Source organism: Enterococcus sp. SB12 (assembly GCF_030910025.2).
GTDB lineage: Bacteria > Bacillota > Bacilli > Lactobacillales > Enterococcaceae > Enterococcus_B > Enterococcus_B faecium.
Map to the genome: position 1 here is coordinate 1,135,591 of NZ_CP175675.1, position 12,789 is coordinate 1,148,379.

Here is a 12,789-nt window from a genome sequence, read left to right on the forward strand (position 1 = left end):
AGATGACAAAAAATAAATTATTACTCGTTGATGGGAACAGTGTGGCTTTTCGCGCATTCTTTGCGCTTCACAATTCTCTTGAACGTTTCAAAAATAGAAACGGTCTTCATACAAATGCAATCTATGCATTCAATACGATGTTTGAAAATGTTATGCAAAAAGAGCAACCGACTCATGTTCTGGTTGCGTTCGATGCAGGAAAAACGACTTTTCGGACAGAAATGTATGCGGAGTACAAAGGTGGAAGATCCAAAACACCTGGCGAATTCAAAGAACAAATGCCATATATACGTGATTTGTTGACAGGACTAGGGGTACAGTATTACGAATTGCCCAATTATGAAGCAGATGATATTATCGGTACTTTGGCAGAAAAAGTAGACAAAGATCAATTTGATGTCGTCGTGCTTTCAGGTGATCGGGATTTGACTCAATTAGCTAGTAAAGAAGTAAAAGTGGATATCACTGTAAAAGGTGTCAGCGATATCGAAAGCTATACACCAGAACATGTAGCGGAAAAATATGATGGGTTGACGCCAAAACAGATTATTGACATGAAGGGACTAGCCGGAGATGCCTCTGACAATATCCCCGGTGTGACTAAAATCGGTGAAAAAACAGCTATCAAGCTATTGAAACAATATGGCTCAGTCGAAGGAATTTATGAACATATCGATGAAATGAAGCAAAGCAAAATGAAAGAAAATCTGATAAATGACAAAGAGCAGGCTTTCTTATCGAAAAAATTGGCGACCATCAATACTTCAGCGCCTGTGGATGTCTCTATCGACTCATTGAAGTATGAAGGGAAAAATCTCGATAAACTCGTTCCGTTTTATAAAGAAATGGATTTCAATCAGTTCCTTTCTAAATTGAATATCGTAGAAGAAGAAGTAAAAATGGATGATATTTTGTTTGAAGTCATTCATGAATTCAAAGAGGAAATGTTTACTACGGATATGGCGTTGTACGTGGAAATGATGGGCGACAATTATCATACAGAGGAAATCGTCGGAGTAGCGTGGGGGACAGAAAAGAAAATTTATGTCACGAACGATCTATCTGTATTCGAAAACCGAGCGTTCCATTCTTGGATCACTGATCCGACTCGGCTGAAAAAAGTATATGATGCGAAACGAACTTATGTTGCTTTAAACCGCTATACTGGAAAAACGAAAGGAATCGATTTTGATGTCTTGCTAGGTGCATACCTTCTCGATACGAATGAAAAAAGCACAGATATCGAAGGAATAGCCGCTCATTACGGATACAACGATATCCAATCAGATGAAGCTGTATACGGCAAAGGGGCGAAAAAAGGTTTACCAGAAGAAGAGGAACTCTTTTTTGCTCATTTAGCGCGAAAAGTAGCTGCAATCAATGCGTTGACACCAAAATTGAGCCAAGAACTGGCAGATAAAAACCAAGAAGATCTTTTCCGGAAAATGGAACTGCCATTGTCTATCATTTTGGCAGAGATGGAAATAAGCGGGATCAAAGTAGATGCGACTCGCTTACAAGAAATGAAGGGCGAGTTCTCTGCTCGCTTAAGAGAGATCGAACAAAAAATCTACGAAGAAGCCGGCGAAGAATTCAATTTGAATTCACCAAAGCAATTAGGAGTGATCTTATTTGAAAAAATGGGATTACCCGTTATCAAAAAAACAAAAACTGGATATTCCACAGCTGTAGATGTACTGGAACAGCTTCGTGAACAAGCACCAATCGTAGTGGATATCCTCACCTATCGTCAAATTGCAAAAATTCAATCTACCTATGTCGAGGGACTGCTGAAAGTGATCCAATCAGATGGGAAAGTGCATACCCGTTATGTCCAGACATTGACCCAAACAGGACGATTAAGCTCTGTTGATCCTAATTTGCAGAACATCCCGATTCGATTAGATGAAGGGAGAAAGATACGTCAGGCATTTGTTCCTAGAGAAAAAGACTGGCTGATTTATTCTTCTGACTATTCACAAATCGAGTTACGCGTACTTGCGCATATCTCAAATGATGAACATTTGAAAGCTGCCTTCCTAGAAGGTCAAGATATCCATGCCAGCACAGCGATGCGTGTATTTGGAATCGAAAAGGCAGAGGATGTCACACCAAATATGCGTAGGCAGGCAAAAGCAGTGAATTTTGGTATCGTGTATGGCATCTCTGATTACGGACTTTCACAAAATCTAGGAATCAGCCGAAAAGCAGCACAGCAATACATCGATACGTACTTTGAAAAATACCCAGGTGTCAAAGAATATATGGAAAGAATCGTACGCGAAGCAAAAAACCAAGGCTACGTCGAAACGCTGTATCACCGCCGTCGATATCTGCCAGACATCAATTCAAGAAATTACAATATCCGTTCTTTTGCGGAACGAACAGCTATCAATACACCAATCCAAGGAAGTGCTGCTGATATTTTGAAAATCGCGATGATCGAATTGGATAAACGATTAAAAGAAGCAGGTCTTCAAGCTACGATGCTGTTACAAGTTCACGATGAACTTGTCTTCGAGGTACCGGAAAAAGAACTTGAATCATTAGATAAATTGGTGAAGGAAGTTATGGAACAAGCTGTTTCTCTTCATGTACCACTGATCACTGACAGCAGTTGGGGAAAAACGTGGTACGAAGCAAAATAAACATTGTTTAAGACAGAGCAATATAATGAAGGTGAAAAGAAAAAATGCCAGAATTACCAGAAGTAGAAACCGTTCGTAAAGGATTGGAACGGTTAGTAGTAGGAAAAACGATTCAAAAAGTTCAGGTCTTGTGGCCCAAGATCATCGAGCAACCAGAGACACCCATCTTTGAGGCTTCTCTTGTTGGCGAAACCATCCAATCCATTGGACGTAGAGGGAAGTTTTTAATTTTTCATCTCGATCATTATGAACTGATCTCACACTTGCGAATGGAAGGAAAATATCAATTTACGAAAGAAAATACACCAATCGATAAACATACGCATGTACTTTTCTTTTTTGAGGATGGAAGCCAACTTCGCTACAACGATGTACGAAAATTTGGTCGTATGACAATCGTCGAAAAAGGAGCAAGTGCAACTTACCGAGGAATCATGAAATTGGGACCTGAGCCTTTGCCAGATAGCTTCTTATTAGCAGATTTTGCAAATGGACTGAAAAAGTCCCACAAAGCAATCAAGCCATTGCTGCTAGACCAACGTCTAGTGACTGGTCTAGGTAATATTTATGTAGATGAAGCATTATGGGAAGCGAAGATCCATCCAGAACAACCGGCGAACACACTGCGCCCCAAAGAGGTAGAACAATTACGTCTATCGGTCATTGATGTTTTGGATCGTGCAATAGAAGCTGGAGGTACCACGATTCGCAGTTATTTGAATGCATTAGGAGAATCAGGCGGATTTCAAGTAGCACTGCATGTCTATCAGCAAACTGGCAAACCATGTATACGTTGTGGGACGCCGATCGTGAAAACAAAAGTGGCACAAAGGGGGACGCACTATTGTCCGAATTGTCAAAGGCTAAAAATCGCAAAGTAGGATTTGTTTTAGGTTTGACGGGTGGAATAGCTACCGGTAAAAGTACGGCAGCCAAAGTCTTTCAGTCTCATGGATTTCCTTTGATCGATGGCGATGTGATTGCCAGAGAAACTGTTGAGCCTGGAACGCTTGCTCTGAGGAAAATTGTATCAGTGTTTGGCCAAGAGGTATTGCAGTCTGATGGGCAGCTAGATCGAGGGAAACTTGGGATGATTGTTTTTCCATCAAAGGAAAAACGGCAAAAACTTGATCAGCTATTAGATCCGTTTATCCGAAAAGCGATAAAAGATCAAATCGCCTCTCTAAGTTCCAATCATCCTTTAGTAATTGTAGATATCCCATTGCTCTACGAAGGTCATTATGACCACTATATGGATGCAGTAGCTGTCGTTTATACTACGCCAGAAACTCAGCTTCAGCGTTTGATGAAACGTAATCAACTGACGCTAAAACAAGCGCAGCAGAGAATTAGTAGTCAGCTTCCAATCGAAGAAAAAAAGCAGCGTGCGGATATTTTGTTCGACAACAATGGAACAAAAGAAAAACTTGTGGGACAAATCGAAAATTGGCTTTTTGCTAATCGCTTTCTTTGAGTATCTGTGTCAATTTTGCTATCCTGAGTATAGAAAGTGAGGGATAGCGATGGGATCATTAAAAAATCAAAAGGATAAAGTCGTAGGTAACGCAAAAGAAAAAATCGGCGAGATACTCAATAAAGAAAATCTAATCGATGAAGGTCGTACGCAATCAGAAACAGCAGAAGAAAAAGAAAAGCAGTACCAAGCAAGAATCGATGAAATAGAAGACCAGCAGGCAGAAGAAGAAGCGAAGCGGCATGATTTGACTCAAGAACGAAAAAATCCGACACCTGATCGTAGTAAAACACCGCTCCCAGAAAGTGACCACATTCCCGATGAGCAAAAAATCGAGGAACAGCGAATGAAACACTATACAGGAATCGAAGAGAAGTTATAAAATAGTAAAAAATCGAGATGTGACTTGAAGCAGATGAGAAGGTGTTCATCTGCTTCAAGTTTTTTGTGCTAGATGACTAAATCAGCTTTTGTGTAAGTTATTTCTCAGTAATCAAGGTGATCAGTATTGGAAAATTGAAATTTGGTAAGGACAGGGAACACAATTACGCATGAAAGTAGAAAAAATTGTTCTTATATCCGTGTTTTTTTGGTAGGACAGTCGCGTTTGTGATTTGTTTCGTGTTATAATACAACTAGTTGTAAAGAAAGACACACCCTTTATATAAAAATGCGATGCAAGAGGTGAGACAAAATGAGATGTCCCAGATGTCAACATAATAATTCACGAGTAATCGACAGCCGTCAAGCAGATGATGGACGTGCGATCCGTCGCCGTCGCGAATGTGAGAATTGTTCGTTCCGATTCACTACATTTGAACGAATTGAAGCTGCTCCGTTATTAGTAATCAAGAAAAACGGGGAACGCGAAGAGTTCAATCGCGATAAAATTTTAAGAGGACTCATCCGTTCAGCAGAAAAAAGACCTGTAGCTATGGAACAAATGGAACAAATCGTCAACCATGTCGAAAACCGCGTACGCAGTCTCGGAGAAAACGAAGTATCGACGAATCTAATTGGTGAATATGTGATGGAAGATTTAGTTGATTTAGACGAAATCGCTTATATTCGTTTTGCAAGTGTTTATCGCCAGTTCAAAGATATGTCTGTTTTCTTAAAAGAATTGCAAGATATCGTGGATAAAGCAAAAGAAAATAATAAAGAGAACAATAAAGAAAACAATAAAGAAAACAATAAAGAAAACAATTAAGAAACAAAAAGGAGGCATTTCCTTGGAAAATGCTTGGAAAGAGCTTCAACCAAAAAATATTTACCAAGGAAGAAAAGCGGCTCCGCTGAGAGAAGACAGCAAGAACGCCTTGCTGTATCTTTATCAGCCACTAATCGGCGGAGAAGCCTTGAGTATCTATTTCACCCTGTTATCAGAAATCTCTCAAGAATCTGGCAAAGGTCCTGAAGGGATGCATGCAGATCTGCTTAGTAGTCTAGGCTGTGGTATCCCGCAATTTTATGATGCAAGAAAAAAGCTAGAAGGAATCGGCTTACTGGATGTTTATTTTAAAGAAGATAGTGATCTGGGACCTCGTTTTATTTATGAGCTGTTAGAACCACTCATTCCTAAAGCATTTTTCAAAGACTCTGTTCTGGCTTTTCTTCTTCTGGAAAAAGTTGGTGAACGACGATTCCAGAAGCTTACCAAATTGTTTGAACCTAAAAGGCATACAGCAGAGGGATATCAAAAAATCACAGAAAAATTTTTAGATGTTTATCGCTTCAATGAAGCAGTGTACGCTGCTAATCAAGAAAACATCGAATCACTGAATAAATCTTTTGAAGAATCTGAATCGGTAGCATTACTTGAAGCAGATTCGACATTCGATTGGCAGTTTTTGAATGATTGGCTGGCAAAAAAACATATTGCAAGTCTTGATGATCCAATCATCAAACAAGTCGACATGTATCATCAGCTTTACGGTTTCGATGAATTGACACTTGGCGAACTGATCAGTCAATCTTATGACTTTAGTGAACAAAAAGTATCTGAAAAAGAACTGCAAAAAGCCATTTTGGCAATGCAGAGACGTCCGGTGAAGCAAACAAAAGAAACAGTTGCGGTTTCTGAAAACAGTAATGAACCCTCGTCAAACGAACATTTGACAAACGCAGCGCTTCAGCTGATAAAAGAAGCACAGAGCATTCCACCGATGAAATATCTGGAAGCAATCAAGTCAGAAAAAGGCGGATATGTTTCTAAACAAGAAAACTGGTTACTGCAAGATCTTGTTTCTCAATCAGGTCTTTCCAGTAGCGTGATCAATGTTTTGCTTAATTATGTACTAGTTATCAAGAATAATGCTAGCTTAAATGCCAGTTATGTAAATACAGTGGCAAATGAATGGGCACAAAAGAAAATCGCCACAGCAGAAGAAGCGATCCAGCACATTCGGCAAATAAGTAATCAAGCAAAACAATCAAAACAAAAGAAGCAAACAAATTATCAAACTGGCAAGCGAAATGTTCGACGGGAAAAGCTTCCTGATTGGGTCAACCAGCCAAAAGATGAAAAACAGATCAGCAGCGAGAAAAAAGCAGAGATTGACCGCCGTTTTAAAGAATACCTGGCAAAAAAGGAGGGTGACATCTAATGGAAGACGTAGGCAAAGAATTGAAGAGGATCATCAGCAAACGCAATTATCAAGAAAAGTATGCTGAAATGATCGCTGAAGTCTTAAATGATGCGGATGTTCAAGCTTTTCTAAGCGCACACCAAGAAGAATTGACACAAGCGGATATTGAAAAAAGTTACGCTAAATTGTATGAATTCGTGCAAGAAAAGCGTAAATATCAAAAAAACGATCCAACGATGATCGCTCCCGGCTATGAGCCGAAGCTGACGTTGAATTTTCATTATGTGGATGTCACTTATGTACCAACGGAAGCATTGTTAGCACGGCAAAGACAAGAAGAAATCAGAAGCCGAGTAAAAGCAATGGATATGCCAAAAGATATTCAATCGGCTTCTTTTGAAAACTTTGAACGTACAGATGGACGAGGATATGCGAGCTTAGAAGCCCTAGATTTTGTAGAGAAATATACTGCTGATCCAAAAGGGTATCATAAAGGACTGTATCTAGTAGGAAGTTTTGGTATTGGAAAAACATATTTATTAGGAGCAACAGCGAGAGAATTAGCGATTGCTGGATTCACCACGACGCTAGTCCATTTTCCGACATTTGCCGTTGAGATGAAACAGGCAATCGGAAAAGATCAAGTGGCAGAAAAGTTAGATGCAGTGAAACGTTCACCTATTTTGATGATCGATGATATTGGTGCAGATGCGATGAGTAGTTGGATACGAGACGAAGTATTCGGTGTTATCCTTCAATATCGGATGCAAGAACAGTTACCAACCTTCTTCTCATCGAATTTTACAATGGATGAATTGGAACAGCATTTGTCCGTCACTCAACGTGGAGATGAAGAGCCGCTAAAAGCGAAACGGATAATGGAACGCATACGTTATTTGACAAAAGAAATCGAAATGACTGGTCGCAACCGACGCAATGGTTGAACAATTGACAAGTCCAACTGACATTTGACCTAGTAGTAAAAGCAGGTCAGCGAATCATTATATGGACAGAAATGACCGGAGACAATCACCGCAACAAGTAATGCAGAAACTTAAACGGAGGATTTTTTATGAGGGCTATTTTTTCTAGTATATCTGTAGTTGGTCTATTTTTTCTTTTAGCAGGCTGCGGTAGCGCAGATAGCAACACAGGTTCTGTTGATTCGATTGATGCGGGTCAAACAGTAAAAACAAGCAGTACGAAAACGGAGGGACAAAGCATATTTGTCGGAACGATTGAAAGTATCACTCAAGTAGAAGCAGAAGAAGAAACGCTTCAGTTGAAACTCGTCGATGTCATGGCCAAAGAAGATCCAGCGAATATGGGAACGTCATTCAGCAATGACGGAGTGATCTTAAATGCTACTGCTGAAAAAATAAGCGTGGACATAAATGAATTAAAAATCGGTGACAAAGTCCAATTTACATTAGTTGAGATGCCGATCATGACGATGTCTATCCCACCGCAAGTTCCTGGAGATTCGATTATTGATGTTTTATTGAACAAATAACCAACAACATTTTTTCAAAAATAAGAAAATGTTGTTTTATAGAACGAAAAGGTATATTTTTTAAGGAGATATGGGAATTTTTTTATTCCTAGTCTCCTTATTTTATTTGGAAAATGCTATAATTATCTAGAAGGAGTGAAGCTATGAACCATTTAGATTTATCTCAGCGCTTAGCCGCAGTGGGTGACTTTGTCCCTGAATCCGCTCGTTTAGCAGACATTGGATCAGATCACGCTTACTTACCCGTTGCATTGATATTAAGAGGAAAAATCGAATATGCAGTTGCTGGCGAAGTCGTTCAAGGTCCTTATGAATCAGCACGTAAGCAAGTCAAAAAAGATGGATTAGAAGACCGTATCACCGTACGCCTTGCAAATGGTCTAGATGCTATCCAGCCACAAGATGGTATTACAGCTGTCACGATTGCGGGTATGGGAGGTTCACTGATCCGAGATATCCTAGAAGCTGGCAAGTTGAATCAACGCTTAAGCGGACAAGAACGTTTGATCCTTCAGCCAAACATCGGAGAGCGTACATTACGATCTTGGCTGCAAGAAAATCAGTATAAAATCCAATCAGAAAAAATACTTGAAGAAAATAAAAAAATATATGAAATCATTGTAGCCGAAAAAGAACAAAAACCAGTTACTTACAATGAAATGGAGCTGATGTTCGGGCCATTTCTGCTTGAAGAGAAAAGTGAGATCTTCAAATCAAAATGGTCAAGAGAGCTTCAACAAAGAAAAGCTATCCGTGAACAGCTCAAACAAGCAGCTAATCAAGAGGCACGTCAAAAACAAATCGAGCAGGAAATCGAAATGATTGAGGAGGTTTTAAAGACATGACAATCAGCGGACGCACCTTCATCCAAAAGTTTGAAAGCTATTGTCCTCAGTGGCTAGCTGAAGAAGGAGACCCAGTCGGACTGCATATCGGAACATTGGATAAGCCAATCCAACGAGTAATGATGACATTAGACGTTCGTCCAGAAGTGGTCGAAGAAGCAATCAAGAAAAAAATCGATTTGCTGATTGCTAAACATCCTCCAATCTTTCGTCCTGTAAAACGGCTGGTTACTGATCAGCCACAAGAAAAAATGTATGCAGATTTGTTGAAACATGATATTGCCGTCTATGCAGCACACACGAACATGGATATTATTTGGGATGGACTGAATGACTGGTTTTGTGAACTTCTCGGTATTGAAGTGGAGAGTTATTTAGTAAAGACTCATGAGATTCATTATAAAAAACTGGCCGTTTATGTACCTGTGGATCATGCACAGAAAATGCGTGAAGTATTAGCTGCAGCTGGTGCTGGTACACAAGGTGATTATACCGGTACAAGTTTTACCTCGATTGGACACGGTCGATTTACTCCGGAAGCTGGTGCACAACCAGCGATTGGGAAAGTAGGGAAGACAGAACAAGTTCAAGAGGCAAAAGTTGAGGTTATTTTGCCGGAAACTATCGAAAAACAAGTGATTCAAGCCATGCGGTCAGCTCATCCTTATGAGGAACCTGCTTATGATCTTTTCGCTATAGATGAACCAGTCGAAATGTTTGGGTTAGGACGAGTAGGTGAATTGCCGCAAGAAATTTCTATAGAGGCATTTGTAGAACAAGTAAAAGAAGCGTTCCAACTAGATGGACTTAGAATAGTCCAGCCAAAAAATGCAAAATCCTCTGTGAAGCGCATTGCGATTTGCGGTGGAAGCGGTGAAAAATTTTATCCGCAAGCAATCGCCCAAAGAGCAGATGTCTATATCACGGGAGATATCTATTATCATACGGCTCATGATATGCAAAGCGCTGGGTTGATCGCAATTGATCCCGGTCATTATATTGAATCGTTATGCAAGCAACGATTTATCGAGAAATTTGAATCTTGGAAACAAGAAGAAAATTGGGATATTAACTTTTTCGTTTCTGAAACAAATACAAACCCATTTCAATTTAATTAAAAGGAGAGAATACTATGTACGAAAATCTTTTGCCACGTTTTTTACGATATGTCAAAACAGAAACACGCTCCGATGCAACAAGCAAAACGACTCCATCGACTCAGACACAAGTTGCTTTTGCGCAAGAATTGAAAAAAGAATTAGAAGAGTTAGGCTTAGCTGATGTTTTCTATAATGAAGATAACGGATTCGTTATGGGAACATTACCAAGCAATGTTGATCATGAAGTGCGTTCCATTGGATTTATTTCCCACATGGATACAGCAGATTTTAATGCAGTAGGAGTCAATCCACAAATCATTGAAAACTATGATGGCGAGTCTACGATCGTACTAGATGCGGAAGAACGCTATACATTGAATACAAAAGATTTTCCAAATTTGAAAAATTATGAAGGCCACACATTGATCACAACAGATGGCAGTACATTACTGGGAGCAGATGACAAATCAGGGATTGCGGAAATCATGACTGCAATGGAGATCTTGATCAATAATCCTTCTATCCCTCACGGTACCATCAAAGTGGCTTTTGGTCCTGATGAAGAAATCGGTGTCGGAGCTGATAAATTCGATGTTGAGCAATTCGATGTAGATTTTGCTTATACAGTCGATGGTGGTCCTTTAGGTGAGTTGCAGTATGAAACGTTTAGTGCTGCTCAAGCAAATATTACGATCCAAGGGAAAAATGTACATCCAGGGACGGCAAAAGATACAATGATCAATGCTCTACAGTTAGCAATCGATTTTCATAATCAGCTTCCAGCCGATGAAGTTCCAGAAAAAACGGAAGGATACGAAGGTTTCTTCCATTTGATGGCATTGGATGGGAATCCTGAAGAAGCTTCTATGAGTTATATCATTCGCGATCATGATCGTGAAAAATTCGAAGCACGCAAAGCACAAATCACACATATCCAAGAAGAGTTGAATCAGCGATTTGATCAAGAACGAATCAAAGTAGATATGTATGATCAATATTACAACATGAAAGAAATCATTGAAAAAGATATGAGCATCGTGGAATTAGCGAAACAAGCAATGATCGAGCTTGGTATCTCTCCAGTGATCGAACCAGTTCGTGGAGGAACAGATGGTTCAAAAATCTCTTACATGGGTATTCCGACGCCAAATCTATTTGCCGGAGGAGAAAATATGCACGGACGATTCGAATTTGTTTCTTTACAAGTAATGGAAAAAGCAACAGACGTGATTGTAAAAATTGCAGAATTGAACACAAAGAGTTAAAATCGAAAAAGAACAGCTTATGACAAGGCGTTCGTCCCAATGATGGAATGTCATCTGTCTAAGGCTAAAGGGCAGGACAATGGAATTGGTTGTCCCGCCCTCTTTTTTGAAGAGTAAATAGGAGGTAAAGAATGGAAAAGCTGCTAGTTTTTTATAACAAACGTTCAGGGAAAGATGAGGGTGAGAAATTAGCACGCTGGTTTCAAGATTATGTAAAAGAAAAGCAGCCAGAATTATATGTAGAACTAGCTGAAACTGGCCCATCGATTGATGATGCGGAATTAGTCAAGAAAGCAGAAGCCATAGAAGCTGATACTTTAGTAATTATAGGTGGAGACGGCACGATTCATCATATCGTCCAAGCGTTCCAAAAAAAATTATCTCAATACCATGTCGGATTACTTCCAGGTGGAACTGTCAACAACCTTGCACGTGTTCTTGAGATTCCCCTCAAAAAAGAAGAAGCTGCTGACGTGATCCTGGAAGGCAATGTACGGAAAATAGACTATGGTCAAGTCAATGATGAAGTCATTATCTCTACACTGACAATCGGAATCTTAGCAGATACAGCAGTTTGGATCAGTCAAGAAGAAAAACAGCGTTATGGCTCGTGGATTTTTATCAAGAAGTTTTTTAAGTCATTGCTGAAGAAGAAAAAGTATCATTTGGATTTAGAAACAGACGAGGAGCATTGGAAAGGAAAATCCCAACTGTTGACAGTCACGATGTCTAACTCCGTGGGCGGTTTTACAAATTTTGACGACTCAGCGACCCCGGATGATGGAAAATTCCATGTAACGATCGTACCTTCCTTAGATATTTTCCGATTTATTTTTTATTTGCCTAGAATCATGAGAGGCAAATTCTATACGATCCCCGGCATTACTTATTTCACAGCCAAACGCATGAAAATCCAAGCGCAGGAAAAATCTGTGGGCACTCGAACGGATGGAGACACGACAGATGATCTTCCAGTTGAATTATCTGTTGTATCAAAAGGATTAACAGTTTATTCACCAAAGAAAGAAGAAAAAGCTTAGAAATAGTAGTTAACAGAAAGTTGGAAGAAGAGTAATGGATGTATTGTTACACAATCCTTTGTGGTTTTACCTTTTCATTGTGAATTTTTACTTATTTTGTCTGATGGGGTATGATAAACATCAGGCTAGAACTAGCGGCTGGCGTGTTCCTGAGAATAATTTGATATTTGTCAGCCTGTTAGGCGGTGGTTTGGGAGGATTGATCTCTCGAAAAGTTTTCCATCATAAAACGCGGAAAAAGAAGTTTACTATAGGATTCGCTGCAGGTGTACTTGTTGATTTGATTCTCATTTATTTTTTCCATTAAGGAGCAGGA

Annotated in this window: 13 protein-coding genes; all 13 read left to right on the forward strand. The window is 39.6% G+C overall.

What is annotated here, in order from left to right; all coding sequences use genetic code 11:
• Positions 1-2: 2 nt before the first annotated feature.
• On the forward strand, positions 3-2,648 hold the full coding sequence (gene polA, locus RBL01_RS05475) for a DNA polymerase I (RefSeq protein ID WP_058128788.1): 2,646 nt from the start codon (positions 3-5) through the stop codon (positions 2,646-2,648).
• 44 nt (positions 2,649-2,692) lie between these two features.
• Positions 2,693-3,529: a DNA-formamidopyrimidine glycosylase gene (gene mutM / locus RBL01_RS05480; RefSeq protein ID WP_002325743.1), complete on the forward strand. Its 837-nt coding sequence runs from the start codon at positions 2,693-2,695 to the stop codon at positions 3,527-3,529.
• The gene (gene coaE / locus RBL01_RS05485; protein ID WP_002319135.1) at positions 3,493-4,122 is read left to right on the forward strand and encodes a dephospho-CoA kinase; all 630 of its coding nucleotides are present in this window, start codon (positions 3,493-3,495) and stop codon (positions 4,120-4,122) included. The genes mutM and coaE overlap by 37 nt, the downstream gene beginning before the upstream one ends.
• Positions 4,123-4,171: 49 nt before the next feature.
• Complete coding sequence (locus RBL01_RS05490; protein ID WP_073460668.1) at positions 4,172-4,504, forward strand: CsbD family protein; 333 nt, start codon at positions 4,172-4,174, stop codon at positions 4,502-4,504.
• Between the two features lie 312 nt (positions 4,505-4,816).
• Complete coding sequence (gene nrdR / locus RBL01_RS05495) at positions 4,817-5,332, forward strand: transcriptional regulator NrdR (protein WP_002324940.1); 516 nt, start codon at positions 4,817-4,819, stop codon at positions 5,330-5,332.
• A gap of 22 nt (positions 5,333-5,354) precedes the next feature.
• Positions 5,355-6,728, forward strand: coding sequence for a replication initiation and membrane attachment family protein (locus tag RBL01_RS05500; protein ID WP_058128790.1), 1,374 nt, complete (start codon positions 5,355-5,357; stop codon positions 6,726-6,728).
• Positions 6,728-7,654, forward strand: coding sequence for a primosomal protein DnaI (gene dnaI / locus RBL01_RS05505; protein ID WP_002288331.1), 927 nt, complete (start codon positions 6,728-6,730; stop codon positions 7,652-7,654). The genes RBL01_RS05500 and dnaI overlap by 1 nt, the downstream gene beginning before the upstream one ends.
• Positions 7,655-7,782: 128 nt before the next feature.
• Positions 7,783-8,223, forward strand: coding sequence for a hypothetical protein (locus tag RBL01_RS05510; protein WP_002319138.1), 441 nt, complete (start codon positions 7,783-7,785; stop codon positions 8,221-8,223).
• A gap of 143 nt (positions 8,224-8,366) precedes the next feature.
• Positions 8,367-9,068: a tRNA (adenine(22)-N(1))-methyltransferase gene (locus RBL01_RS05515; protein WP_002319139.1), complete on the forward strand. Its 702-nt coding sequence runs from the start codon at positions 8,367-8,369 to the stop codon at positions 9,066-9,068.
• The gene (locus RBL01_RS05520) at positions 9,065-10,186 is read left to right on the forward strand and encodes a Nif3-like dinuclear metal center hexameric protein (protein WP_002288338.1); all 1,122 of its coding nucleotides are present in this window, start codon (positions 9,065-9,067) and stop codon (positions 10,184-10,186) included. Before RBL01_RS05515 ends, RBL01_RS05520 begins: the two co-directional genes overlap by 4 nt.
• A 14-nt stretch (positions 10,187-10,200) precedes the next feature.
• Positions 10,201-11,433 (forward strand): peptidase T, encoded by a 1,233-nt coding sequence (pepT, locus tag RBL01_RS05525; RefSeq protein ID WP_002288340.1) that lies wholly within the window; start codon positions 10,201-10,203, stop codon positions 11,431-11,433.
• Positions 11,434-11,564: 131 nt separating this feature from the next.
• Positions 11,565-12,473: a diacylglycerol/lipid kinase family protein gene (locus RBL01_RS05530; protein ID WP_002319141.1), complete on the forward strand. Its 909-nt coding sequence runs from the start codon at positions 11,565-11,567 to the stop codon at positions 12,471-12,473.
• Positions 12,474-12,507: 34 nt separating this feature from the next.
• Positions 12,508-12,780, forward strand: coding sequence for a DUF1294 domain-containing protein (locus tag RBL01_RS05535; protein WP_002288344.1), 273 nt, complete (start codon positions 12,508-12,510; stop codon positions 12,778-12,780).
• Positions 12,781-12,789 lie beyond the last annotated feature (9 nt).

Bases quoted from the DNA above. Each gene is read 5' to 3' on its own strand.
- polA (WP_058128788.1), top strand. From the start codon at position 3: ATGACAAAAAATAAATTATTACTCGTTGATGGGAACAGTGTGGCTTTT.
- mutM (WP_002325743.1), top strand. From the start codon at position 2,693: ATGCCAGAATTACCAGAAGTAGAAACCGTTCGTAAAGGATTGGAACGG.
- RBL01_RS05490 (WP_073460668.1), top strand. From the start codon at position 4,172: ATGGGATCATTAAAAAATCAAAAGGATAAAGTCGTAGGTAACGCAAAA.
- nrdR (WP_002324940.1), top strand. From the start codon at position 4,817: ATGAGATGTCCCAGATGTCAACATAATAATTCACGAGTAATCGACAGC.
- dnaI (WP_002288331.1), top strand. From the start codon at position 6,728: ATGGAAGACGTAGGCAAAGAATTGAAGAGGATCATCAGCAAACGCAAT.
- RBL01_RS05510 (WP_002319138.1), top strand. From the start codon at position 7,783: ATGAGGGCTATTTTTTCTAGTATATCTGTAGTTGGTCTATTTTTTCTT.
- RBL01_RS05515 (WP_002319139.1), top strand. From the start codon at position 8,367: ATGAACCATTTAGATTTATCTCAGCGCTTAGCCGCAGTGGGTGACTTT.
- RBL01_RS05520 (WP_002288338.1), top strand. From the start codon at position 9,065: ATGACAATCAGCGGACGCACCTTCATCCAAAAGTTTGAAAGCTATTGT.
- pepT (WP_002288340.1), top strand. From the start codon at position 10,201: ATGTACGAAAATCTTTTGCCACGTTTTTTACGATATGTCAAAACAGAA.
- RBL01_RS05530 (WP_002319141.1), top strand. From the start codon at position 11,565: ATGGAAAAGCTGCTAGTTTTTTATAACAAACGTTCAGGGAAAGATGAG.
- RBL01_RS05535 (WP_002288344.1), top strand. From the start codon at position 12,508: ATGGATGTATTGTTACACAATCCTTTGTGGTTTTACCTTTTCATTGTG.